22 protein-coding genes are annotated in these 25,279 nt (G+C 62.5%); 3 read left to right on the top strand and 19 right to left on the bottom strand.

What is annotated here, in order from left to right:
* Positions 1 to 23: 23 nt before the first annotated feature.
* The 3 genes from recX to IFT76_RS08080 form a co-directional block, all read right to left on the bottom strand.
* On the bottom strand, positions 24 to 491 hold the full coding sequence (recX, locus tag IFT76_RS08090) for a recombination regulator RecX (protein ID WP_122476525.1): 468 nt from the start codon (positions 489 to 491) through the stop codon (positions 24 to 26).
* Between the two features lie 8 nt (positions 492 to 499).
* A complete protein-coding gene (gene recA / locus IFT76_RS08085) occupies positions 500 to 1,567 on the bottom strand; it encodes a recombinase RecA (RefSeq protein ID WP_122476527.1) in 1,068 nt (355 codons plus the stop codon).
* Positions 1,568 to 1,652: 85 nt separating this feature from the next.
* A complete protein-coding gene (locus tag IFT76_RS08080; RefSeq protein ID WP_122476529.1) occupies positions 1,653 to 2,153 on the bottom strand; it encodes a CinA family protein in 501 nt (166 codons plus the stop codon).
* Between the two features lie 204 nt (positions 2,154 to 2,357).
* On the opposite strand from IFT76_RS08080, the gene mutS reads away from it, so the two are divergent.
* Positions 2,358 to 4,925, top strand: coding sequence for a DNA mismatch repair protein MutS (gene mutS, locus IFT76_RS08075; RefSeq protein ID WP_192057855.1), 2,568 nt, complete (start codon positions 2,358 to 2,360; stop codon positions 4,923 to 4,925).
* 138 nt (positions 4,926 to 5,063) lie between these two features.
* Positions 5,064 to 5,387 (top strand): ferredoxin FdxA, encoded by a 324-nt coding sequence (fdxA, locus tag IFT76_RS08070; RefSeq protein ID WP_122476533.1) that lies wholly within the window; start codon positions 5,064 to 5,066, stop codon positions 5,385 to 5,387.
* 508 nt (positions 5,388 to 5,895) lie between these two features.
* On the opposite strand, the gene rpoS is transcribed toward fdxA, so the two are convergent.
* The 8 genes from rpoS to IFT76_RS08030 all read right to left on the bottom strand — a co-directional run bounded on the left by rpoS (position 5,896) and on the right by IFT76_RS08030 (position 13,034).
* Positions 5,896 to 6,900, bottom strand: a complete 1,005-nt coding sequence (rpoS, locus tag IFT76_RS08065) for an RNA polymerase sigma factor RpoS (RefSeq protein WP_192057854.1) — start codon at positions 6,898 to 6,900, stop codon at positions 5,896 to 5,898.
* Between the two features lie 107 nt (positions 6,901 to 7,007).
* On the bottom strand, positions 7,008 to 7,862 hold the full coding sequence (locus tag IFT76_RS08060) for a peptidoglycan DD-metalloendopeptidase family protein (RefSeq protein WP_122476536.1): 855 nt from the start codon (positions 7,860 to 7,862) through the stop codon (positions 7,008 to 7,010).
* A 150-nt stretch (positions 7,863 to 8,012) separates the two neighbouring features.
* Entirely contained in the window at positions 8,013 to 8,648 is a 636-nt protein-coding gene (locus IFT76_RS08055) for a protein-L-isoaspartate(D-aspartate) O-methyltransferase (RefSeq protein WP_185794556.1), read from the bottom strand.
* A 35-nt stretch (positions 8,649 to 8,683) separates the two neighbouring features.
* The gene (gene surE / locus IFT76_RS08050) at positions 8,684 to 9,433 is read right to left on the bottom strand and encodes a 5'/3'-nucleotidase SurE (protein ID WP_122476538.1); all 750 of its coding nucleotides are present in this window, start codon (positions 9,431 to 9,433) and stop codon (positions 8,684 to 8,686) included.
* Positions 9,421 to 10,479: a tRNA pseudouridine(13) synthase TruD gene (gene truD / locus IFT76_RS08045; protein WP_122476540.1), complete on the bottom strand. Its 1,059-nt coding sequence runs from the start codon at positions 10,477 to 10,479 to the stop codon at positions 9,421 to 9,423. Before truD ends, surE begins: the two co-directional genes overlap by 13 nt.
* Entirely contained in the window at positions 10,476 to 10,949 is a 474-nt protein-coding gene (gene ispF / locus IFT76_RS08040; protein ID WP_122476541.1) for a 2-C-methyl-D-erythritol 2,4-cyclodiphosphate synthase, read from the bottom strand. The genes truD and ispF overlap by 4 nt, the downstream gene beginning before the upstream one ends.
* A gap of 121 nt (positions 10,950 to 11,070) precedes the next feature.
* Entirely contained in the window at positions 11,071 to 11,913 is an 843-nt protein-coding gene (gene fghA / locus IFT76_RS08035) for an S-formylglutathione hydrolase (protein ID WP_122476543.1), read from the bottom strand.
* Between the two features lie 8 nt (positions 11,914 to 11,921).
* Positions 11,922 to 13,034, bottom strand: a complete 1,113-nt coding sequence (locus IFT76_RS08030; RefSeq protein ID WP_185794273.1) for an S-(hydroxymethyl)glutathione dehydrogenase/class III alcohol dehydrogenase — start codon at positions 13,032 to 13,034, stop codon at positions 11,922 to 11,924.
* Positions 13,035 to 13,141: 107 nt separating this feature from the next.
* On the opposite strand from IFT76_RS08030, the gene IFT76_RS08025 reads away from it, so the two are divergent.
* Positions 13,142 to 14,035, top strand: coding sequence for a LysR family transcriptional regulator (locus IFT76_RS08025; protein ID WP_342214299.1), 894 nt, complete (start codon positions 13,142 to 13,144; stop codon positions 14,033 to 14,035).
* Positions 14,036 to 14,072: 37 nt separating this feature from the next.
* On the opposite strand, the gene ispD is transcribed toward IFT76_RS08025, so the two are convergent.
* The 8 genes from ispD to dnaE all read right to left on the bottom strand — a co-directional run bounded on the left by ispD (position 14,073) and on the right by dnaE (position 25,246).
* A complete protein-coding gene (ispD, locus tag IFT76_RS08020; RefSeq protein WP_185794271.1) occupies positions 14,073 to 14,780 on the bottom strand; it encodes a 2-C-methyl-D-erythritol 4-phosphate cytidylyltransferase in 708 nt (235 codons plus the stop codon).
* Positions 14,777 to 15,055: a cell division protein FtsB gene (ftsB, locus tag IFT76_RS08015; protein ID WP_043185120.1), complete on the bottom strand. Its 279-nt coding sequence runs from the start codon at positions 15,053 to 15,055 to the stop codon at positions 14,777 to 14,779. The genes ispD and ftsB overlap by 4 nt, the downstream gene beginning before the upstream one ends.
* A gap of 98 nt (positions 15,056 to 15,153) precedes the next feature.
* Positions 15,154 to 16,443 (bottom strand): phosphopyruvate hydratase, encoded by a 1,290-nt coding sequence (gene eno, locus IFT76_RS08010; protein ID WP_185794270.1) that lies wholly within the window; start codon positions 16,441 to 16,443, stop codon positions 15,154 to 15,156.
* Positions 16,444 to 16,596: 153 nt separating this feature from the next.
* Positions 16,597 to 17,442 (bottom strand): 3-deoxy-8-phosphooctulonate synthase, encoded by an 846-nt coding sequence (gene kdsA / locus IFT76_RS08005; RefSeq protein ID WP_122476550.1) that lies wholly within the window; start codon positions 17,440 to 17,442, stop codon positions 16,597 to 16,599.
* 5 nt (positions 17,443 to 17,447) lie between these two features.
* Complete coding sequence (locus IFT76_RS08000) at positions 17,448 to 19,079, bottom strand: CTP synthase (protein ID WP_122476552.1); 1,632 nt, start codon at positions 19,077 to 19,079, stop codon at positions 17,448 to 17,450.
* A 169-nt stretch (positions 19,080 to 19,248) separates the two neighbouring features.
* Positions 19,249 to 20,553 carry a tRNA lysidine(34) synthetase TilS gene (gene tilS / locus IFT76_RS07995; RefSeq protein WP_192057853.1) on the bottom strand — a complete coding sequence of 435 codons (1,305 nt, stop codon included), beginning with the start codon at positions 20,551 to 20,553 and terminating at the stop codon, positions 19,249 to 19,251.
* Between the two features lie 96 nt (positions 20,554 to 20,649).
* Positions 20,650 to 21,597 carry an acetyl-CoA carboxylase carboxyltransferase subunit alpha gene (locus IFT76_RS07990; RefSeq protein WP_122476555.1) on the bottom strand — a complete coding sequence of 316 codons (948 nt, stop codon included), beginning with the start codon at positions 21,595 to 21,597 and terminating at the stop codon, positions 20,650 to 20,652.
* 127 nt (positions 21,598 to 21,724) lie between these two features.
* Entirely contained in the window at positions 21,725 to 25,246 is a 3,522-nt protein-coding gene (gene dnaE / locus IFT76_RS07985; protein WP_122476557.1) for a DNA polymerase III subunit alpha, read from the bottom strand.
* Positions 25,247 to 25,279: the final 33 nt, after the last annotated feature.

Raw genomic sequence — 25,279 nt, 5'->3', positions numbered from 1 at the left:
CGCTGCCTCATCGGCAGAAGGGATCAGTCCAGATCCTTGCCGTTGAGCAGGCGAGAAATCAGCTCCATCGGGTAGCCCCGATAGGCCAGAAAACGCGTCTGCTGGGCGCGCTCCTTGAGTTCAACGGGAAGCCTGGCAGCGAATTTGCGCTCCCAGAGCTCGCGTAGCTGCACCGCCCAATCGAATCCGCTTTGACGAAGTGCCTGCTCGACATCGGCGCGCTGCAAACCGCGTTGGGTCAGGTCTTCGCGTATTCGTGCGGGCCCGTAGCCGGAGTTGGCCCGATAGCGAATGAAGCTTTCCAGGTAGCGTGCTTCCGACAACAAGCCTTCGTCGGTCAGACGATCAAGCTCGGTATCGATCATTTCGGGAGGAGCGCCGCGCTGACGCAATTTGCGCGTCAGCTCGACTCGACCATGCTCGCGACGTGCGAGCAGGTCCATGGCAGACCGTCGCACGGCGACGGGTGTATCCAATACGACAGGTGGCATGAGGCTGATCAGAAATCGGCTTCAGCTTCAGCCGTATCGGCTGCCGGTGCAGTCGCGGAAGCCTTGTCGGCTGCAGCCTTGTCGGTACCGCCGGTCAGCAGCTTGTCGCGGATCTGCTTTTCCAGGGTGGCCTTGATCTCGGGGTTGTCTTGCAGGAACTTGGCCGAGTTGGCCTTGCCCTGACCGATCTTGCTGCCTTGATAGCTGTACCAGGCGCCCGATTTCTCCAACAGGCCGTTGGCCACACCCAGGTCGACGATTTCACCGTTGAGGTAGATGCCCTTGCCGTACAGGATCTGGAATTCAGCCTGACGGAATGGCGGTGCCACCTTGTTCTTGACGACCTTGACGCGGGTTTCGCTGCCCACCACTTCGTCGCCTTCCTTGACCGCGCCGGTCCGGCGAATGTCCAGACGAACCGATGCGTAGAACTTCAGCGCGTTACCACCGGTGGTGGTTTCCGGGCTGCCGAACATCACACCGATCTTCATGCGGATCTGGTTGATGAAGATGACCAGGCAGTTGGCGTTCTTGATGTTACCGGTGATCTTGCGCAGTGCCTGCGACATCAGGCGTGCCTGCAGACCCACGTGCATGTCGCCCATCTCGCCTTCGATCTCGGCCTTGGGCACCAGTGCAGCGACGGAGTCGACGATGATGACGTCAACCGCATTGGAGCGCACCAGCATGTCGGTGATTTCCAGCGCCTGCTCACCGGTGTCCGGCTGGGATACCAGCAGGTCATCGACATTGACGCCCAGCTTGCCGGCGTACTCGGGATCCAGCGCGTGCTCGGCGTCGACGAAGGCGCAGGTTGCACCGGCCTTCTGGGCCTGGGCGATGACCGACAGCGTCAACGTGGTTTTACCCGACGATTCCGGACCATAGATCTCGACGATCCGGCCTTTTGGCAGACCACCGATACCCAGCGCGATATCCAGGCCGAGCGAACCGGTAGAGATGGCCGGGATCGCTTGGCGCTCGTGGTCACCCATGCGCATGACAGCGCCTTTACCGAATTGACGTTCGATCTGACCCAGGGCCGCAGCCAAGGCACGCTTCTTGTTGTCGTCCATTGAAGTCCTCACGTAATCAATAAGGCCTGACGGCCATAACACCTGTATAAGTAGCCAGTATTATTCCACACACCATGCCACTCGCCTACCCCTGAAATGGTTTTTCTCCAGTGGCAAGGTGTAACAAACCCTGCAGGGCTGCCACGACGGTTTGCCGGCGCACGGCCTCGCGGTCGCCGGCAAACTGCTCGCGTCGACAAAACGTCTGCGCACCGTCGGCCCAGGCCAGCCATACCGTGCCGACAGGCTTTTCAGCGGAGCCGCCGCCGGGGCCGGCAACGCCGCTGACCGCCACCGCAAAGCGCGCTTTGCTGTGCCCCTGAGCACCGCGCACCATGGCTTCGACCACCTCGCGGCTGACCGCACCGACCTGTTCGAACAGCTCGCTCGGAACCTGCAGCTGAGCGGTTTTCTGCGCATTGGAATAAGTGACGTAGCCGGCCTCGAACCAGGCCGAACTGCCGGCGATGCGAGTGATCGCCTCGGCGATACCGCCTCCCGTGCAGGACTCCGCCGTGGTGGCTTGGGCGCCCAGGGCGAGCAGGCGCTGGCCGAGTTCGGCAGAGAGTGAGGTCGAGGCGTCCATAACAGCTCCTTGATCAGGCGGCCGATGAGGCTACGCCCTCCTGCCATGCAGGTCAAAGTCGCCATGGCATGCCTGGGTATGACCGGCCCGAAGGGCAATCGTGCCACCGCGTAACCGGTGCCAACGTCCTACATGGTGAAAAAAATCCCTGTACTATTGGCGCCTGCCTTACGTCCCCAAGACACCCGCGAGCTAAGTCCTTGAATGTCCGATTTTTCTAACCACACCCCGATGATGCAGCAGTACTGGAAGCTGAAGAATCAGCATCCCGACCAGTTGATGTTCTACCGCATGGGCGACTTCTACGAAATCTTCTACGAGGATGCGAAGAAGGCTGCCAAATTGCTCGACATCACCCTGACCGCCCGTGGACAGTCGGCGGGGCAGTCGATCCCCATGTGCGGTATTCCTTACCATGCAGCCGAGGGCTACCTGGCCAAACTGGTCAAGCTGGGCGAGTCGGTGGTGATCTGCGAGCAGATCGGCGACCCGGCCACCAGCAAGGGGCCGGTCGATCGGCAAGTGGTACGGATCATCACGCCCGGCACGGTCAGTGACGAAGCACTGCTCGACGAGCGCCGCGACAACCTGATCGCGGCCGTGCTGGGCGACGAGCGCCTGTTTGGCCTGGCGGTGCTGGACATCACCAGCGGCAACTTCATGGTCATGGAGTTGGCGGGATGGGAAAACCTGCTGGCGGAGCTCGAGCGGATCAACCCGGTCGAACTGCTGATTCCCGATGACTGGCCGCAAGGGTTGCCGGCGGAAAAGCGCAAGGGCTCGCGCCGCCGGGCGCCTTGGGACTTCGAACGGGACACTGCGCACAAGAGCCTGTGCCAGCAGTTCGCAACCCAGGACCTCAAGGGCTTCGGCTGCGAGAAGCTGACGCTGGCCATCGGCGCCGCGGGCTGCCTGCTCGGCTACGCCAAGGAAACCCAGCGCACCGCCCTGCCCCATCTGCGCAGCCTGCGTCACGAACGGTTGGACGACACGGTGGTGCTGGACGGCGCCAGTCGCCGCAACCTGGAGCTGGACACCAACCTTGCCGGCGGACGCGACAACACCCTGCAATCGGTCATCGACCGCTGCCAGACCGCCATGGGCAGCCGCCTGCTGACCCGCTGGCTCAATCGACCACTGCGTGACCTCAAGGTGTTGGAGGCGCGTCAGGGCTCCATCGGCTGCCTGCTCGAGGGCTACCGCTTCGAAAGCCTGCAACCGCAGCTCAAGGAAATCGGTGACATCGAGCGGATTCTCGCAAGGATCGGGCTGCGCAATGCCCGACCGCGGGACCTGGCGCGACTGCGCGATGCGCTGGCCGCCCTGCCCGAACTGCAGGTGGCAATGGCCGAACTCGAAGCGCCGCACCTGGCGCAGCTGGCGGCCATTGCCGGGACCTACCCGGAACTGGCCGATCTGCTGGCCAAGGCCATCGTCGACAATCCGCCCGCCGTCATCCGCGACGGCGGCGTACTGAAAACCGGCTACGACAGCGAGCTGGACGAATTGCTGTCGCTGAGCGAGAACGCCGGCCAGTTCCTGATCGACCTGGAAGCCCGGGAAAAAGCCCGTACGGGCCTGTCCCACTTGAAAGTGGGTTACAACCGCGTCCACGGCTACTTCATCGAACTGCCCAGCAAACAGGCCGAACAAGCCCCCGCGGACTACATCCGGCGGCAGACGCTCAAAGGTGCCGAGCGCTTCATCACCCCTGAACTCAAGGCCTTCGAAGACAAGGCGCTGTCGGCCAAGAGCCGTGCCCTGGCCCGTGAGAAATCGCTGTACGAAGCGTTGCTGGAAAACCTCATCGGTCATCTGCCGCCCCTGCAGGACACCGCCGCAGCACTGGCCGAACTGGACGTGCTGAGCAACCTCGCCGAGCGAGCGCTGAACCTGGACCTCAATTGCCCCCGCTTCGTCGACGAGCCGTGCCTGCGTATCGACCAGGGTCGCCATCCGGTCGTGGAACAAGTGCTCACCACACCTTTCGTGGCCAACGACCTGAGCCTGGACGACAGCACCCGCATGCTGGTGATCACCGGTCCGAACATGGGCGGTAAATCCACCTACATGCGCCAGACTGCCTTGATCGTGTTGCTGGCGCACATCGGCAGTTTTGTGCCGGCGGCCAGTTGCGAGTTGTCGCTGGTGGACCGCATTTTCACCCGAATCGGCTCCAGTGATGACCTGGCTGGCGGCCGCTCGACGTTCATGGTGGAGATGAGCGAAACCGCGAACATCCTGCACAATGCCACCGAGCGCAGCCTGGTGCTGATGGACGAAGTGGGCCGCGGCACCAGCACGTTCGATGGCTTGTCGCTGGCCTGGGCTGCCGCCGAATGCCTGGCCGGACTGCGCGCCTACACCTTGTTCGCCACTCACTACTTCGAGCTGACCGTGTTGCCGGAAAGCCAGCCACTGGTGGCCAACGTGCACCTGAGCGCCACCGAACACAACGAACGCATCGTTTTTCTGCACCATGTGCTGGCCGGCCCTGCCAGCCAGAGCTACGGGTTGGCGGTCGCGCAATTGGCCGGGGTACCGGCCGCAGTCATCCTGCGCGCCAAGGAACACCTGAGCCGTCTGGAAACCACCAGCCTGCCCCATGAGGCGCCAACGCCCATGCCCGGCAAGACAGCGAAGCCCCATCAGGCTGACCTGTTTGCCAGCCTGCCGCACCCGGTGCTGGAACAGATTGCCAAGACCGACATCGATGGACTGACCCCGCGGCAAGCGATCGAATTGCTCTATGCACTGAAGAACCGGGTCTAACGCTTATTCCTACAAGCTGATAGAATCCCGCGCGGTTTGGGAATGCCAATGGCTTTTAGCCTGGTCTGCGGCTGACCTGCCCAAACCAAGCGGCCCTGTGAAGGGCTTCGCTGCCGCCGCCTGAGGAGAGAAATAGAAATGACCTTCGTCGTCACCGACAACTGCATCAAGTGCAAATACACCGACTGCGTGGAAGTCTGTCCGGTGGACTGCTTCTACGAAGGCCCGAACTTCCTGGTGATTCACCCGGATGAGTGCATCGACTGCGCACTGTGCGAGCCTGAATGCCCGGCCCAAGCCATCTTCTCCGAAGATGAAGTGCCCGAGGACATGCAGGAATTCATCCAGCTGAACGTGGACTTGGCCGAAGTCTGGCCGAACATTACCGAGAAGAAGGATGCGCTGCCCGAGGCTGAAGCGTTCGACGGCGTGAAAGGCAAGATCAAGGACCTGGAGCGCTAGGGCACGCTCGTTGCCTCGTGCCAGCTGATAGCGACCGTCACGCCTGCCGCGCAGGCGTGCGTGACACCGGACGGCGCTGCTGGCCACTCGCTCTCGACTTCAAAAAAAAGTCAAAAAAAAGGGGCGGTAATGAGCCGCCCACCTTTCCCTGTCCCTTTTATCCCTGTCATCGTCCTGATGAATCGCGTCACTGCGATATCCCTTTTGGGCGCTCGATCCTGAGCACCTGTGCCGTCCCTGAACACGCCTTGATATTAACGCATTCTGTGCGCAGGACAACCGCGAATAATTCCCATCATAAACTGACTTGGGTGTCAGCTTATTCGATAATGTGTTCAAGAACGTGCAGTTAGATAGACAAGAGTTCCAACTTACAAAACTTTGACTGGATAAATAGCCAAAGGCTTACACAAGGTCACAGTGAACACTGACAACATCGCACCGCGACTAGGCCAACAATAAAAACGCCCCTTGAAAAAGGGGCGTTCAAGTCGTGCGGTAACGGCGGCTATTGAAACAATGACTCGCTGGACAGCCCATTCTTTTCGAGTATCTCGCGTAGTCGCTTGAGGCCTTCCACCTGGATCTGTCGCACGCGCTCGCGGGTCAAGCCGATTTCCAGGCCAACGTCTTCCAGCGTGCTGCTCTCGTGGCCCCGCAGGCCAAAACGGCGTACCACCACCTCGCGCTGCTTGTCGGTCAGCTCGGACAGCCACTGGTCTATGCTCTGCGAGAGGTCGTCGTCCTGCAGCAGCTGCAAGGGGTCGGTGGGCCGGTCATCGGTCAGAGTGTCGAGCAAGGTCTTGTCCGAATCCGGCCCGAGCGAGACATCCACCGAGGATACCCGCTCGTTGAGCCCAAGCATGCGCTTGACCTCGCCCACGGGCTTCTCGAGCAGGTTGGCGATTTCTTCTGGGGACGGTTCGTGATCGAGCTTTTGGGTCAGTTCGCGCGCGGCGCGCAGGTAGACGTTGAGCTCCTTGACCACGTGAATGGGCAGGCGAATGGTCCGGGTCTGATTCATGATCGCCCGTTCGATGGTCTGTCGGATCCACCAGGTGGCATAGGTTGAGAACCGGAAACCGCGCTCGGGATCGAATTTCTCGACCGCACGAATCAGCCCCAGGTTGCCCTCCTCAATGAGGTCGAGCAAGGACAGGCCGCGATTGACATACCGGCGGGCGATCTTCACCACCAGGCGCAGGTTGCTCTCGATCATGCGTTTGCGACCGGCCGGGCAGCCGCTCTGGGAAAGTCGTGCGAAGTGCACCTCTTCTTCGGGAGAAAGCAGAGGCGAAAAACCGATTTCATTCAAATACAGCTGGGTCGCATCGAGCGCCCGCGTGTAGTCGATGTATTTGTGCTGTTTGAGCGATGTGGAATTGCGTGCCTTGGTGCGAACCGCAGGTGCAGCAGGTTCTTCGTTCGACATCACATCCAATACGACGTCGGGTTCCATAAGGAGCACCTCATCGTCGATGTCAAACTCCGGCGCTTCTTTGCTGAGAGCCATTGTTATAGTCCTTTGCTGAGTTCGACCTCAAGCTCCAGCGGCGCCAATCTCCATGGCAGCGCGTGAGCCCGTCCCCACTACGTGGAGGAACAGGCTGGTAGTGCAAATCAACGACGTGGCAGGAATTGCAGCGGATCTACGGGCTTGCCTTGACGGCGAATCTCGAAGTGCAGCTTCACCCGGTCCGTCCCCGTTGAACCCATTTCGGCAATTGTCTGACCGACCTTGACCTGCTGACCCTCCCGAACCAACAACCTGCGGTTATGACCGTAGGCACTGACGTAGGTATCGCTGTGTTTGATGATGACCAATTCGCCGTAGCCCCTCAAACCACTCCCGGCGTAGACCACCGCACCATCAGACGCAGCAAAAACAGGCTGTCCCAAATCACCGGCGATATCAATTCCTTTATTCAAACTGCCGTTTGAAGCGAATTTCCCGATCAAAACACCGTTTGCCGGCCATGCCCAGCCGCCTTGGGTGCGCTCGCCCGCGGGTACCGGGGTAGGCGAAGGGACGGGAATGGCGACGCTGCTGGTGGCGGTCGGTGCCGGGGTGAGCGGACGGCGGGTGACTGTGGTGCGGCTCGAGGAAGACGCAGAGGCGCCGCTCTGGGTGGTCACCACGGTGGTGGCTGGCGCGCCCGAGTTGCCGTCGAAGCGGATCACCTGGCCTGGGCGGATGGTATAGGGCACGGGAATATTGTTGCGCGCAGCCAGGGCCTTGTAGTCCCAACCGTAGCGAAAGGCGATGGAGAACAGCGTGTCGCCTCGCCTGACTGCGTATTGGCCTGTGGTCACCGGCTGGCGCTGCGCCGCTTTGGCCGCGTTGTTGCGATCGACCACGCTGACCTGGCTGGAGGTGCTGGAACAGCCGGACAGAAAGGCTGCGATCGCAACCCCGAGCATCAGGAGCTTGACGCTCGAACTACCTGCACGCTGCCCAATGATTGTGAGGCTCACCCGCCGCTCCTTTGTTGTGGTGACAAGAAAATATCCAACTTCACTACTCGACTTCAAGGCGCATGGGTGCAAGCTGCGGCCGTACCTGCGCCACGACCCGCTGTCAGACAGACGGCGCCGCGCAGAATTCACTCTGCGAACTCACGCCGGTCAAGCCAACGGACCATTGAGCAACGGCACGAAGCGCACGGCTTCCAGAACATGCCGGGAGAACCCGTGCTCTTCGCGCACGATCAACATCAGTTGCTGGACGTCGCCGGAGCCCACCGGAATCACCAGTCGCCCACCGGGCGCGAGCTGATCGAGCAGGGCCTGGGGCACATCGGTCGCCACTGCGGTAACGATGATGCCGTTGTAGGGTGCCAGGGCCGGCCAGCCTTCCCAGCCATCGCCCCAGCGAAAGACCACGTTGCGCCGCTCGAGCGTCTGCAGGCGTTCCTTGGCGCGATCCTGCAGGACCTTGATCCGCTCGACCGAGAACACCCGCTCGACCAGCTGCGACAGCACGGCGGTCTGGTAGCCCGAGCCGGTGCCGATCTCCATGACCTTGTCCAGTGGCCCCGCCGCCAGCAGCAGCTCGCTCATGCGTGCAACCATGTAGGGCTGGGAAATGGTCTGGTTGTGGCCGATCGGCAGTGCGGTGTCTTCGTAGGCGCGGTGCGCCAGTGCTTCGTCGACGAACAGATGGCGCGGTGTGCGACGCAGTACCTCGAGCACCTGGGTATTGGCCAGGCCTTCGTCGCACAGGCGCTGAATCAAGCGTTCGCGCGTGCGCTGCGAAGTCATGCCGATGCCATGGTGCTGATTGTCTCTCTGGCGCATCAGCCAAGCTCCTCCAGCCAACCTTGAACGTGGCCGAAGGCCTCGTTGAAGGTGCGATCCAGTTGCAGTGGCGTGACCGACACGTAGCCCTGCATGACGGCATGGAAATCGGTGCCCGGGCCGCCATCTTCGGCGTCGCCGGCCACGGCGATCCAGTAGCCCGGCTTGCCCCGCGGGTCGACCATGCGGATCGGCGCCGCAGCCCGTGCCCGATGGCCCAGGCGAGTCAGCACCATGCCGCGGATACGCTCGATCGGCAGGTTGGGGATGTTCACGTTGAGCACGGTACGAGGCGGCAGGTTCAACCGGTCTCGGGCCTCGATCAACTTGCGCGCGTAGTAGGCTGCCGTCGGCAGGTGCTCGGGCTGGCGAGACAACAACGAGAACGCAAACGAGGTATGCCCCAGAAAACGCCCCTCGAGGGCAGCAGCCACCGTGCCCGAATACAGCACGTCGTCGCCCAGGTTGGCCCCCAGGTTTATACCTGAAACCACCAGGTCGGGCTCGAAAGGCAGCAGGCCGTTCAGGCCCAGGTGCACGCAGTCGGTGGGTGTGCCGTTGACGCTGATGAAGCCGTTGGGCAAGGTCTGCGGATGCAGCGGCCGGTCCAGCGTGAGCGAACTGCTGGCGCCGCTACGGTCCTGATCGGGGGCGATCACCGTGCACTGGGCATAGTCCTGCAACACGTCGTGAAGCGCGGCCAGGCCGGGGGCGGTGACCCCATCATCGTTGGAAATCAGAATACGCATGGACTTTCCGTCTGCCCTGTCGGCACCAGATCGACGAGTTCGCGCACCACGACAGTGGCGAAGCAACCGGCCGGCAGGACGAAGTGCAACTGCAGGATGTCAGGCTCGGGATAATGCCACGTCAGCTCGCCGATGGGCAGCCGCAGGATGCGTCGCTCCTGTGCCAGGCCCGCTTTTGCAAGCCAGGCACACAGCGCCGGGTGCTGGTCGCCGATGGCATTTTCCAGCTCGGCGCAGCGACCGGCGGCGACCGATGCGCCCTCGCCCCACAGCGCTCCGGTAGGGTGCAGGTCGAGGATGTCCAGGCGTGGATCACTGCATTCGGCTTCACCGGCGGGAAAGAAGCTGCGGCTGTCGGTGAACGCCAGCAGATCACCGATCCGGGCGCGGTTCCAGGTACCGTCGGCGACGCGCGCGGCAAGTATCTGGTTGAACAGGAAACTGCGCGCCGTGGAGAGCAGCCGCGAACGCACATTGCGCTGCTCGGGCAGCGCCTGGCGTTCGGCATACTGCTGAGCGTCGAACACATTGCCGCCCTGGAAACCGAAGCGCTGGGTGCCGAAATAATTCGGTACGCCGGTCTGCTGGATTTCTCCAAGGCGCGCATCGAGCGCGGCCCGGTCGGCCTTGAGCGCAGTCAGGCGCACGGTGAAGCCGTTGGCCGAGTGCGCACCGCGTTGCAGTTTGCGCGAGTGCCGGGCCTGCTTGAGGATGGCCAGGGTGTCGCCCTGCGCCGCGCTCAGGTCCGGATCGGCCTTGCCTGGCAGATGCAGGCTGAACCACTGCCGGGTCAGCGCCTGGCGGTCCTTGAGGCCTGCATAGCTGACCGTGCGCAACGGCACGCCAGCGGCCTTGGCCAGGCGGCGGGCTGCCTCTTCGGTATTGAGGTTGCGTTTCTCGACCCAGAGCCAGAGGTGCTCGCCCTGGCCGGCCAAGGGAATGTCCAGCACTTCGTCGACCTGGAAGTCTTCGGCGCTGGCCTTGAGTACGGCGCTGCCCAGGCTGTCGCCCGTGGCCCGCGGACCCAGCAATTCGAATTCGGTCATGCGCGCAGCAACAAGGCGACCGCATGCACGGCGATACCTTCCTCGCGCCCGGCGAACCCGAGCTTTTCGGTAGTGGTCGCCTTGACGTTGACTTGATCCAGCTCCACGCCCAGGTCGGCGGCGATCCGTTCACGCATAGTTTCTATGTGGGGCGCCATTTTCGGCGCCTGGGCGACGATGGTGGCGTCGACATTGCCGACTTTCCAGCCTTTGCTCGCCACGACCGCGAGCACGTGGCGCAACAGCACGCGGCTGTCCGCGCCCTTGAACTGCGGATCGGTGTCGGGAAAATGCTTGCCGATGTCGCCCAAGGCAGCTGCGCCGAGCAAGGCATCGCTCAAGGCATGCAGTACGACGTCGCCGTCGGAATGGGCCAGCAGGCCGAACTTGTGTGGGATTCGCACGCCACCCAGGGTAATGAAGTCACCCTCGGCGAAACGGTGCACGTCGTAGCCGTGGCCAATACGCATAGAAAAAAACGCCCCGATTGAGTCAGGGCGTGATTCTACCTGCTTTGGCGCAGGTTGGGCGGATCAAAACATCTGCAGGTGACTGTGCTGGCGCCTTCGCGGGCAGAGGGCGCCAGCGCAGTCACTTCAAGGCCTTGGCATGATGGCGCAAATGGTCATCGATGAAGCTGGCGATGAAGTAATAGCTGTGGTCATAGCCCGGTTGCATGCGCAGGGTCAGTTCATAGCCGGCCGACTTGGCCGCCTGACTCAGAGCCTGGGGCTTGAGCTGGCTCTCGAGGAAATCATCACGATCGCCTTGATCCACCAGCAGCGGCAGATGTTCCGCCGCATCGGCGATCAGCACGCTGGCATCCCATTCGCGCCAACGCGAGCGCTCCTCGCCCAGGTAATGGGAAAACGCTTTCTGGCCCCAGGGGCAATCCATCGGATTGCTGATGGGCGAGAACGCCGAGATCGACCGATACCGCCCCGGATTGCGCAGCGCGCAGACCAGCGCTCCGTGGCCACCCATGGAATGGCCACTGATGGAGCGCTTGTCCGACGCGGGGAAATGCGCTTCCACGATGGCTGGCAATTCATGCACCACATAGTCATGCATGCGGTAATGCTGCGCCCACGGCTGCTCGGTGGCGTTCAGATAAAACCCGGCACCCAGACCGAAATCCCATGCCTGGTCCGGATCATCCGGCACTCCCGCCCCGCGTGGGCTGGTGTCGGGCGCAACGATGATCAAGCCCAACTCGGCGGCCAGCTCCAGGCCGCCGGCCTTCTGCATGAAGTTCTCGTCGGTACAGGTCAGCCCCGACAGCCAGTACAGCACCGGCAACTTGCCGCCCTGCTCCGCTTGCGGCGGCAGGTACACGGCGAAGGTCATGTCGCAACCCAGCTCCTTGGAGCGGTGCTTGTAGCGTTTGTGCCAGCCGCCGAAGCTCTTCTGGCAGGACAGGTTTTCCAGGCTCATGGCAGACCTCAGAAGTGGATGACCGAACGAATGCTCTTGCCTTCATGCATCAGGTCGAACGCTTTGTTGATGTCTTCCAGGCCCATGGTGTGGGTGATGAAGGTATCCAGCGGGATCTCGCCGGTCTCGGCCATTTCGACGTAGCTGGGCAACTCGGTACGCCCGCGCACGCCACCGAATGCCGAACCGCGCCAGACCCGTCCGGTGACCAGCTGGAACGGGCGCGTGGCGATTTCCTGGCCAGCGCCGGCCACGCCGATGATCACCGACTCACCCCAACCCTTGTGGCAGCATTCGAGGGCTGCACGCATCAGTTGCACGTTGCCGATGCACTCGAACGAGAAGTCCACGCCGCCATCGGTAAGGTCGACGATGACTTCCTGGATCGGCCGGTCATATTCCTTGGGATTGATGCAGTCGGTTGCACCCAGCTGGCGGGCGATCTCGAATTTGCTTGGGTTGATGTCGACGGCGATGATGCGACCGGCCTTGGCCTTGACCGCACCGATGATGGCCGACAGACCGATACCGCCCAGGCCGAACACGGCCACGGTATCGCCCGGCTTGACCTTGGCCGTGTTGAGCACGGCGCCGATACCGGTGGTGACGCCACAACCCAACAGGCAGACCTTTTCCAGCGGCGCCTGCTTGTCGATCTTCGCTACCGAGATCTCCGGCAACACGGTGTACTCGGAGAACGTCGAGGTGCCCATGTAATGGAACAGTTCCTTGCCGTTGTACGAGAACCGCGTAGTGCCGTCCGGCATCAAGCCCTTGCCTTGGGTGGCGCGAATGGCCTGGCACAGGTTGGTCTTGCCCGATTTGCAGAACTTGCACTGGCGGCATTCGGGCGTGTACAGCGGAATGACGTGATCGCCCACCGCAACCGAAGTGACCCCCTCACCCACCGCTTCGACGATGGCGCCGCCTTCGTGGCCCAGTACCGACGGGAAGATGCCTTCAGGATCCGCACCCGACAGGGTGTAGGCATCGGTATGGCAGACCCCGGAAGCGACCACGCGCAACAGGACTTCGCCTGCCTTGGGCATGGCCACGTCGATCTCGACGATTTCCAATGGCTTGTTGGCTTCGAATGCAACCGCGGCGCGGGACTTGATCATCAATGCTTGCTCCTGAAATGAACGGGACTGCCAACAGTGTAATTCATGGGCGGATGCGGAATAATCGCCCCTTGCGCAAAACATTGATGCCGTACAGGGATAATCGAGTGAATGATAACCGCTGGGAGGGTATCGACGAGTTCGTCGCAGTGGCCGAGTGCGCGCACTTCACCGCCGCAGCGCAGCGGCTGGGCGTGTCGTCGTCCCACGTCAGTCGCCAGATCGCCCGATTGGAAGAACGCCTGCAGACCCGCCTGCTCTATCGCAGCACGCGACGGGTAGCGCTGACCGAGGCAGGGCAGACATTCCTCCAGCATTGCCAACGCCTGCAGGACGGTCGCGACGAAGCCTGGCGAGCCATGAGCGACCTGACCGGTGAACCCAAGGGGCTGCTGCGTCTGACCTGCGCCGTGGCCTATGGCGAGCGCTTCATCGTGCCGCTGGTCACGCGCTTCATGGGGCTGTACCCGCAACTGCGCGTGGAGATCGAGCTGAGCAACCGCACCCTCGACCTGCTTCACGAAGGCCTGGACCTGGCCATCCGCCTGGGACGCTTGCAGGACTCGCGACTGGTGGCAACCAGGCTGGCGCCGCGGCGGATGTTCCTGTGCGCTTCACCGCACTACCTGGCGCGCTATGGCCGGCCCCACAGTGTGTCGGAATTGACGCGGCACAACTGCCTGGTGGGCAGTTCGGATATCTGGCCGCTGCAGGTCGATGGCAAGGAACAGGCGCAACGCGTGCAGGGCAACTGGCGCTGCAACAGTGGCCAGGCGGTCCTCGACGCGGCGTTGCAGGGCGTCGGGCTGTGTCAGCTGCCTGATTACTACGTGCTGGAACACTTGCGCAGCGGCGCACTGGTGTCGCTGCTGGAGGCCCACCAGCCGCCCAACACGGCGGTGTGGGGGCTTTATCCGCAACAACGGCACTTGTCGCCGAAGATCAGGAAGCTGGTCGATTATCTCAGAGAAGGGTTGGCCGAGAGGCCCGAGTATCTGTAGGAGCGGTCATCGGCCGCGAACGACGCCACCGCCCCCCTCAGCCACGCATCGCCCAACGCTGGCGCAGCCACTCCAGATCTTCAGGCCGGGTCACCTTGAGGTTGTCCGCCCGGCCCTCCACCAGCTTCGGCGCGAAACCGGCCCACTCGATGGCCGAGGCCTCGTCGGTAATCGCCACTCCGGCCACAAGGCTATCGGCCAGAGCCCGATGCAGGGCGCCCAGACGAAACATCTGTGGCGTGAACGCCTGCCAGATCGTGCTGCGATCCACCGTATGCTGAACCCGCCCAGTCGCATCGGCACGCTTGAGCGTGTCGCGCGCGGGCACGGCCAACAGACCGCCGACGCTGTCATCAGCCAGCTCGGCAAGCAGTTTGTCGAGGTCGGTGCGAGAAAGGTTGGGCCGCGCCGCATCGTGCACCAGCACCCAATCACTGCCGTCGGCGCCCTGGGCGTGTAAATGCAGCAAGGCGTTGAGCACCGAGTCGGCACGCTCGCGACCACCGGCAACGCGCTGGATCAGCTCGTTGCTGGCACTGGGCAGGTCGGGCCAGAACGGGTCATCGGCGGCGATGCTGACGAGCACGCCCTTGAGCTGTGGATGGCCGAGGAAACAGTCGATGCTGTGTTCCAGGATCGTGCGACCGCCCAAGGTCAGGTACTGCTTGGGGCGGTCCGCTGCCATGCGCGCACCTACGCCCGCAGCGGGAATCACTGCCCAGAAGGCTGGCAGCGAGGTATTCATTGGGCCAACTGGTAGAGGGTTTCACCCTCCTTGACCATGCCCAGTTCATGGCGAGCGCGTTCTTCGACGGTCTCCATGCCCTTTTTCAATTCGAGTACTTCGGCGTCCATCACGCGATTGCGCTCCAGCAGCCGTTCGTTCTCGGCATGCTGTTCGGCGATCTGCTGTTTCAGCTCGGCTACCTGCTTGAGACTTCCGTTTCCGACCCACAGGCGATACTGCAAACCACCCAGGAGCAGAAGCAAGACAAGAAACAACCAATAAGGACTGCGCATCACGTTACCCAGTGGTAAAAAACTTCAACTCTGCGACCAGATAGCACGAAGCCTGGCATCCGCCAGGCTCCGCATGTCGTCTTTCTACCATCTATTGCTTAGCCGCGAAACTCGTCGCGACCACGATAGATCGCCTTGGAACCCAACTGCTCTTCGATACGCAGCAGTTGGTTGTACTTGGAAACACGGTCCGAGCGGCACAGCGAGCCGGTCTTGATCTGGCCTGCAGCGGTGCCCACGGCCAGGTCGGCAATGGTCGAATCTTCGGTTTCACCGGAACGGTGCGAGATCACCGCGGTGTAGCCGGCAGCCTTGGCCATCTGGATGGCTTCCAGGGTTTCGGTCAAGGTACCGATCTGGTTGAACTTGATCAGGATGGAGTTGGCGATCTTCTTGTCGATGCCTTCCTTGAGGATCTTGGTATTGGTCACGAACAGGTCGTCACCCACCAGCTGGACTTTTTCGCCGATCTTGTCGGTGAGAATCTTCCAGCCAGCCCAGTCGGATTCGTCCAGGCCGTCTTCGATCGAGATGATCGGGTAGCGCTCGGTCAGGCCCTTGAGGTATTCGGCGAAACCTTCGGCGTCGAACTTGTGGCCTTCACCGGCCAGGTCGTAGGTACCGTTTTCGAAGAACTCGCTGGCGGCGCAGTCCAGGGCCAGGGTCACGTCGGTGCCCAGTTTGTAGCCGGCTTTCTCGACGGCTTCGGCAATGGCGCTCAAGGCATCTTCGTTGGACGCCAGGTCCGGCGCGAAACCACCTTCGTCACCTACGGCAGTGCTCAGACCGCGAGCCTTCAATACCGCCTTGAGGTGGTGGAAGATCTCGGTGCCCATGCGCAGGGCGTCGGAAAAGGTCTTGGCGCCAACCGGCTGGACCATGAATTCCTGAATGTCGACGTTGTTGTCGGCGTGCTCGCCACCGTTGATGATGTTCATCATCGGCACGGGCATGGAGTAGACGCCCGGCGTGCCGTTGAGGTTGGCGATGTGCGCGTACAGCGGCAGGTCCTGATCCTGCGCGGCGGCCTTGGCAGCGGCCAGGGACACGGCGAGGATGGCGTTGGCGCCCAGCGAAGCCTTGTTCTCGGTACCGTCCAGGGCAATCATGGCGTGATCCAGACCCTTCTGGTCGACCGGATCCTTGCCCAGCAGCGCATCGCGAATGGGGCCATTGATGTTGGCCACCGCCTTCAGAACACCCTTGCCCATATAGCGGCTCTTGTCGCCGTCACGCAGCTCCAGCGCTTCGCGCGAGCCGGTGGAAGCGCCCGACGGTGCACAGGCGCTGCCGATGATGCCGTTTTCCAGAAGCACGTCGGCTTCTACGGTAGGGTTGCCACGGGAGTCGAGAACTTCACGACCTTTGATGTCGACGATTTTTGCCATTGTTATGAACACTCCAAAGTAGACGAGACGACGCAGCTTGGGCTTTAGCAACCCCCTCGCGGGCAGAGACCCGCTCCCACTGGGCTCGATGTGGGAGCGGGTCTCTGCCCGCGAAAGAGTCACCGCAACAAATCGGGCACTACTTTACCGCAATCAGGCCGTTTCGATCGCCGGGAAACCTTTGACCAATTCATCCAGCGCCTTGAGCTGGGCAAGAAACGGTTCCAGCTTGTCCAGGCGCAGCGCGCAGGGGCCATCGCACTTGGCGTTGTCCGGGTCCGGGTGGGCTTCCAGGAACAGACCGGCCAGGCCCTGGCTCAGGCCAGCCTTGGCCAGGTCGGTGACCTGGGCGCGACGGCCACCGGCCGAGTCGCTGCGACCGCCCGGCATCTGCAAGGCGTGGGTCACGTCGAAGAACACCGGGTACTCGAACGACTTCATGATGCCGAAGCCGAGCATGTCCACTACCAGGTTGTTGTAGCCGAAGCTCGAACCGCGCTCGCAGAGGATCAACTGGTCGTTACCGGCTTCCTCGCACTTGGTCAGGATGTGTTTCATTTCCTGCGGCGCAAGGAACTGGGCTTTCTTGATGTTGATGACCGCGCCGGTCTTGGCCATGGCCACCACCAGGTCGGTCTGGCGCGACAAGAAGGCGGGCAGCTGAATGATGTCGCAGACTTCGGCGACCACGGCAGCTTGTTCAGGCTCGTGCACGTCGGTGATCAGCGGCACGTTGAAGGTCTTCTTGATCTCTTCGAAGATGCGCATGCCCTCCTCCAGGCCGGGGCCGCGGTAGGAGGTCACCGAAGAACGGTTGGCCTTGTCGAAGCTGGCCTTGAACACGTAGGGGATGCCGAGCTTGTCGGTCACACGCACGTATTCTTCACAGACCTTGAGGGCCATGTCGCGTGATTCCAGCACGTTCATGCCACCGAACAACACGAACGGCTTGTCGTTGGCGATCTCTATATCGCCAACGCGGATGATCTTCTGCGCCATGGTGATCAGGCCTTCTTCTGATGTTGAGCCAATGCGGCCTTGACGAAGCCGGTGAACAACGGATGACCGTCACGCGGCGTCGAGGTGAACTCGGGGTGGAACTGGCAGGCCACGAACCATGGATGGTCCTTGGACTCGACCACTTCGACCAGCGCGCCGTCACCCGAGCGCCCGGAGACGACCAGCCCGGCTTCGACCAGTTGCGGCAGCAGGTTGTTGTTCACTTCGTAGCGATGACGATGACGCTCGACGATCACGTCGCGGGCGTAGCAGTCGTGGACCTTGGAGCCGCCGACCAGCTGGCAGTCCTGCGCGCCCAGACGCATGGTGCCGCCCAGGTCGGAAGCTTCGGTGCGGGTTTCCACGGCGCCGGTGGCGTCTTCCCACTCGGTGATCAGACCGACGACCGGATGGCCGCTGGCGCGATCGAATTCGGTGGAGTTGGCGTCTTTCCAGCCCATGACGTTACGGGCGAACTCGATGACCGCCACCTGCATGCCCAGGCAGATACCCAAGTACGGCACCTTGTTCTCGCGAGCGTACTGCACGGCGGTGATCTTGCCTTCCACGCCACGCAGGCCAAAGCCGCCGGGGACCAGAATGGCGTCGACGCCTTCGAGCAGGGCGGTGCCCTGGTTCTCGATGTCTTCGGAATCGATGTAGCGCAGGTTGACCTTGGTGCGGTTGCTGATGCCGGCATGGCTCATCGCTTCGATCAGCGACTTGTAGGCATCGAGCAGCTCCATGTACTTGCCGACCATGGCGATGGTCACTTCGTGTTCGGGGTTCAGCTTGGCATCGACCACCGCTTCCCATTCGGACAGGTCGGCGCCGCCGCACTGCAGGCCGAAGCGCTCGACGACGAAGTCATCCAGGCCCTGGGAGTGCAGGATGCCAGGGATCTTGTAGATGGTGTCGGCGTCTTCCAGGGCAATCACCGCACGCTCTTCGACGTTGGTGAACTGAGCGATCTTGCGGCGCGACGACGTGTCGATCGGGTGATCGGAACGGCACACCAGCACGTCAGGCTGCAAGCCGATGGAGCGCAGTTCCTTGACCGAATGCTGGGTCGGCTTGGTCTTGGTCTCACCCGCGGTGGCGATGTAGGGGACCAGCGTCAGGTGCATCAGCATGGCGCGCTTGGCACCGACCTCGAAACGCAGCTGGCGGATCGCTTCCAGGAACGGCTGGGATTCGATGTCGCCAACGGTGCCGCCGATTTCGACCATGGCCACGTCGGCATCGCCGGCGCCCTTGATGATGCGCCGCTTGATCTCGTCGGTGATGTGCGGGATGACCTGGATGGTCGCGCCCAGGTAATCACCACGGCGCTCCTTGCGCAGCACGTGCTCGTACACCCGGCCGGTGGTGAAGTTGTTGTTCTGGGTCATGGTCGTGCGGATGAACCGCTCGTAGTGCCCCAGGTCCAGGTCGGTTTCGGCGCCGTCGTGGGTGACGAACACTTCACCGTGCTGGAACGGGCTCATGGTGCCCGGGTCGACGTTGATGTACGGGTCCAGCTTGAGCATGGTGACTTTGAGCCCCCGCGCCTCCAGGATGGCCGCCAATGAAGCCGAGGCAATGCCTTTCCCCAATGAAGAAACAACACCGCCCGTGACGAAGATGTAGCGCGTCATGAAAAACCCTAGAAGTCTGCGTTAAAGCGGCAGAAGCCGCCGGGGAAAGCGAAGGAAGGCCGAAGCCCCCGACGGCCAAAAACGGTTTGGCAATCGGCAACGTCCGTGAATCCGGTGGGTTCACAGAAGTTGTATCAAGAAGGGAGCGTAGTCTACCGGATTCCCCCTTTCATCTCAAACTCTGCTCGCCGGTTGTCGGCGACCAGAGCAGTCGTCCTTCGATGGCAGACAGCGGCAGGTTGGCCACGGCAACCAAGCGGTCGTGGATGAACAGCAGCGGCAAACGATCGCGCACGAACCCTGGCAGCCGGCTTTCATTGAGCAAGCGCTTGAGGTCACGCTCGCCGCGAACGGGCAGGCGCAGGCGCTCGCCGCCCTGGCGGTAGCGGATCTGCGCGTGCCCCGGCAACGGGCCGCCCTGCCAATGCACCTCGCCGTTGCCGACCAACTGCAAGGCTTGTCGGGTGTCTGGCCAATCCTGAGACGCGGGCTGGGCCTGCGACCATTGGCCACTGACCCACCAGATCCGCCCGTGGGCCCTGTGCAGCTCGCCGTCGGCCAGGCGCCAGACGGGCGTAGCGGCGGGATCCGCGTCGCGCAGGGACGTCCAGCCAACCCAGTGCTGGGTATCGGGCAAGCGCGTCAGGGGCGCAAGCCAGTATTGCAGGGCATTGCGCTGACGGCTTTCGGACAGGGTACGAAGCGGCGCCAGGGTCAGGCTGGGCAATGCCAGCCAGCAAGGTTCGCCAGCCGTGTGCGCAGGCGCAAGGTCCGCAGCGGCCAGTTCATCCAGCAGCTGCGCCGCCTCGCTCAGGTGCGCGGCGGCCCTGGCGATACTGCCGGCAGCCTGGGGCCAGCGCGCCGTGATCACGGGCAGGACCTCGCCACGCAGATAGTTGCGAGAGAAACGCGTGTCGGTGTTCGAGGGGTCTTCGATCCACTGCAGGCCATGGTTGCGAGCGTAGGCCAGCAAATCGGCGCGAGGCTCGTCGAGCAACGGCCTCACCAGTATCCCCTGCCCTTGCGGTCGCTGCCTGGGCATTGCCGCAAGCCCTCGCACACCGGCGCCGCGCAGCAGACGAAACAGTACGGTTTCGGCCTGATCGTCCTGATGCTGGGCTGCGAACAGCACATCAGCGGCGCCGAGCAGCGCATCGAAAGCGCGATAGCGCGCCTGGCGTGCGGCTTGCTCCAGGCTGGCACCGTCCTGCACTCGAACCTTGATCACCTGCAAGGGCACATCGAGCTGATCGCAGAGTGCCTGGCAATGGGCAGGCCAGGTGTCGGCAACCGCTTGCAGGCCGTGATGGATATGAATGGCGGTCAGCGCTGGACGGTTGGGCACGCTGGCCAACAGGTGCAGCAGGACGGTGGAATCGAGGCCACCGGAGAGGGCGAGGTGCCAGGCGGGGGCTTGCAGATAAGGCTGCAGCCTGTTGCTCAGGCGCTGGGCCAGGGCAGAGGGTTCACGCATGGGGCGACCCCTTTTCAGTCCATGGTTCGGGATCGGCGGTGCGCTCTTCGCGGGCAGAGGGCTCAGCCCGCGAAGGGCGCGCTGCGGTCTGAACCCTTACAACCCGTAGCTCATCAACCGGTCATAGCGGCGGCCGAGCAAGGTCTCGGTGTCGAAACCCTTGAGCATGTCCAGCTGGCTGGTCAGCTCGGCGCGAATAAGGGCCGAGGCAGCGGCCGGATCGCGATGGGCGCCACCCAGGGGCTCATCGATCACCTTGTCGACGATGCCCAGGTGATTCAAGCGTTCGGCGGTGATGCCCATGGCTTCCGCAGCGTCCGGCGCCTTCTCGGCAGTCTTCCACAGAATCGACGCGCAGCCTTCGGGCGAAATCACCGCATAGGTCGAATACTGCAACATGTTCAGCTGGTCGCAGACGCCGATGGCCAGCGCACCACCGGAACCCCCTTCGCCGATGACGGTGGCGATGATCGGCGTCTTCAGCCGCGCCATCACCCGCAGGTTCCAGGCGATCGCTTCGCTCTGGTTGCGCTCTTCGGCATCGATGCCCGGATAGGCGCCCGGTGTGTCGATGAAGGTGAGGATCGGCATCTTGAAGCGCTCGGCCATTTCCATCAGGCGGCAGGCCTTGCGATAGCCTTCAGGGCGCGGCATGCCGAAGTTGCGACGGACCTTCTCGCGCACTTCACGGCCTTTCTGGTGGCCAATGATCATCACCGGCTGGTCGTCGAGGCGGGCGACACCACCGACGATGGCGGCGTCGTCGGAGAAATGCCGATCACCGTGCAGTTCATCGAATTCGGTAAAGATGTGCTGGATGTAGTCCAGGGTGTACGGGCGGCGCGGGTGACGCGCCAGCCGGGCAATCTGCCAACTGGTCAGGTTGCCGAAGATGCTTTCGGTCAGCGTGCGGCTTTTGTCTTGCAGACGAGAGATCTCGTCGCCGATGTTCAACGAATTGTCGTTGCCTACCAGGCGCAGCTCTTCGATCTTGGCTTGCAGGTCAGCGATCGGCTGTTCGAAATCAAGAAAATTCGGGTTCATAGGCATCCGTCTTGGGTCGACGGCCAAGCGGCCGGCCGGTTGATCCGTTTGGCGCCATACCTTAAAGGAAACGGCGCGTTCAGGTCGAGTTTATTAATTGTGGTCGAACCCGCCCCGCAGGGCCAGTTCAACGATATTGCAGAAAGACGTTCTCGCGGCCGAACTGGTCACGCAGCGCTTGAATCAAGCTGTCGGCCGGGTCGATCCGCCAGCCTTCGCCAAACTGCAGCGTGGCCTTGGCATCGCTGCTGGTGTATTCCATGGTGATCGGGCAGGCGCCACGGTGCTGGCGACACAATTCGCCGAGCCAGCCCAGCCGGTCGCCGCCCAGCCCGTCGGCGTGCACTTTGAGGCGCAGGCTTTCGGCCAGGTTGGTGCGCGCATCCTCCATGCTCATCACGCGCTTGACGCGCAGGCGCAGCCCCCCGGAGAAATCGTCGTTGCTGACCTCCCCTTCCACCACCACCATCGCATCGGTCTGCAGCAGCGACTGAGCGGACATGAAGGCATCGGCGAACAACGACGCCTCGATACGTGCCGAACGGTCGTCGAGGGTAATGAAACCCATCTTGTCGCCCTTCTTGTTCTTCATCACCCGCAGGGCGATGACCATGCCCGCCACCGTCTGGGTTTCGCGCGAAGGCTTGAGGTCGATGATGCGCTGGCGTGCGAAGCGGCGGATCTCGCCTTCGTATTCGTCGATCGGGTGCCCGGTCAGGTACAACCCGAGGGTTTCCTTCTCGCCGCGCAGCCGCTCCTTGAGCGTGAGTTCCTTGGCCTTGCGGTGGCTGGCATAGACATCGGCGTCGGCTTCGACGAACACCCCGCCAAACAGGTCGTCGTGGCCGCTGTCGTGGGTGCGTGCGGTCTGTTCCGCCGCCTTGATCGCCCCTTCCATGGCTGACAGCAAGACTGCGCGGTTGCGATCGATGTTGGCCTGGTAGGCCTTGGTTTCATCATGGAAATGCGGGCCCAGCCGGTCGATCGCGCCACTGCGGATCAGGCCGTCGAGGGTGCGCTTGTTGATGCGCTTGAGGTCGACGCGCTCGCAGAAGTCGAACAGGTCCTTGAACGGGCCGGCCTGACGCGCCTCGATGATCGCCTCCACCGGGCCTTCGCCGACACCCTTGATCGCGCCCAGCCCATAGACGATGCGACCGTCGTCGTTGACCGTGAACTTGAACTCGGAATTGTTCACGTCCGGCGCGTCCAGGCGCAGCTTCATGGTGCGCACTTCTTCGATCAGGGTCACGACCTTGTCGGTGTTGTGCATGTCTGCCGAGAGCACCGCAGCCATGAACGGCGCCGGGTAGTGGGTCTTGAGCCAGGCGGTCTGGTAAGACACCAACCCATAGGCGGCAGAGTGGGACTTGTTGAAACCGTAGCCGGCGAATTTTTCCACCAGGTCAAAAATGTTCCCGGCCAGGTCCGGGTCGATATTGTTGCTCGCGCAGCCTTCGATGAAGCCACCGCGCTGCTTGGCCATCTCCTCGGGCTTCTTCTTGCCCATGGCGCGGCGCAGCATGTCGGCGCCACCCAAGGTGTAGCCCGCCATGACCTGGGCGATCTGCATCACCTGCTCTTGATACAGGATGATGCCGTAGGTCGGCGCCAGCACCGGCTTCAGGCCTTCGTACTGGTAATCCGAATGCGGATAGGCCAGTTCGGCGCGGCCGTGCTTGCGGTTGATGAAGTCGTCCACCATGCCCGACTGCAGCGGCCCCGGTCGAAACAGGGCCACCAGGGCGATGAGGTCTTCCAGGCAGTCGGGCTTGAGCTTCTTGATCAGCTCTTTCATGCCGCGCGACTCGAGCTGGAACACCGCCGTGGTCTCGGCCTTCTGCAGCAGCTGGTAGGTCGGTTTGTCGTCGAGCGGAATGAACGCGATGTCCAGCGGCGCTTCGTTGACCTTGGCACGGTCGCGGTTGATGGTCTTCAACGCCCAGTCGATGATGGTCAGGGTGCGCAGGCCGAGGAAGTCGAACTTGACCAGGCCGGCGGCTTCCACGTCATCCTTGTCGAACTGGGTCACCAGGCCGTCGCCGGCCTCGTCGCAGTAGATCGGCGCGAAGTCGGTCAGTTTGGTCGGCGCGATCACCACACCACCGGCGTGCTTGCCGACGTTACGCACCACGCCCTCGAGCTTGCGCGCCATGTCCCAGATTTCCGCGGCTTCTTCGTCGACCTTGATGAAATCGCGGAGAATTTCTTCCTGTTCGTAGGCTTTTTCCAAGGTCATGCCGACTTCGAACGGAATCATCTTGGACAGCCGGTCGGCCAGGCCATAGGACTTGCCCTGCACCCGCGCCACGTCGCGCACCACCGCCTTGGCCGCCATGGAACCGAAGGTGATGATCTGGCTCACCGCATTGCGGCCATATTTGTCGGCCACGTAGTCGATGACCCGGTCGCGGCCATCCATGCAGAAGTCGACGTCGAAGTCGGGCATGGAGACCCGCTCGGGGTTGAGAAAGCGCTCGAACAGCAGGTCGTATTCCAGCGGATCGAGGTCGGTGATCTTCTGCACGTAGGCCACCAGCGAACCTGCGCCCGAACCGCGGCCCGGACCGACCGGCACGCCGTTGCTCTTGGCCCACTGGATGAAGTCCATCACGATCAGGAAGTAGCCGGGAAAGCCCATCTGGATGATGATGTCGAGCTCGAAATTCAGCCGGTCGACATAGACCTGGCGGCGCGCCTCGTAATCCTCGGTGGTGTCCCTGGGCAACAGCACGGCAAGGCGTTCTTCCAGGCCGTCGAACGAGACCTTGCGGAAATATTCGTCAATGGTCATGCCATCGGGAATCGGATAGTCGGGCAGGAAGTGCTTGCCCAGCTTGACGTCGATGTTGCAACGCCTGGCGATCTCGACCGTGTTTTCCAGCGCCTCGGGCAAGTCGCTGAACAGCTCGGCCATTTCCTCGGCGCTCTTGAGGTACTGCTGGTCGCTGTAGTTCTTGTTGCGGCGCGGGTCGTCCAGCGCCCGGCCTTCACCGATGCACACGCGGGTTTCGTGGGCTTCGAAGTCTTCCTGCTTGATGAAGCGCACGTCGTTGGTGGCCACCAGTGGCGCGCCCAGACGGTCGGCCAGGGCCACAGCCGCGTGCAGGTATTCTTCGTCGTTGGTGCGATTGGTCCGCTGCACCTCGACATAGAACCGCTCGGGGAAAATCGCCATCCATTCGCGCAACAGGTTGTCGGCATCGCCCGGGTAACCGCCCAGCAGCGCCATGCCGATCTCGCCCTCCTTGCCCGCCGACAGGCAGATCACCCCTTCACTGGCTTCGGCCACCCACTGCCGTTCGACGATCACCTGGCCATTGCGCTGGCCCTCGATGAAGCCACGGGAAATCAGTTCGGTAATGTTGCGATAGCCGACTGCGTTCATCGCCAGCAGGCTGATGCGGCTCAACTGTCCATCGGGGTCGCGGTTGGCCAGCCACAGGTCGGCACCGCAGATCGGCTTGATGCCGGCGCCCATGGCCGCCTTGTAGAACTTCACCAGCGAACACATGTTGTTCTGGTCGGTCACCGCCACCGCCGGCATGTTCATGCCGGCCAGCGCCTTGACCAGCGGCTTGATCCGCACCAGGCCGTCGACCAGCGAGTATTCGGTGTGCAGGCGAAGATGAACGAAGGAAACCGACATGTTGATCCTATGGGTTGCGGTAGAACGACAAGG

This window comes from Pseudomonas sp. CFBP 13727 (assembly GCF_014841915.1).
Classification (GTDB): Bacteria; Pseudomonadota; Gammaproteobacteria; order Pseudomonadales; family Pseudomonadaceae; genus Aquipseudomonas; species Aquipseudomonas baltica.
The sequence above is the reverse complement of the archived record's forward strand: the minus strand, read 5'-3'. Positions and strand labels throughout refer to the sequence as shown.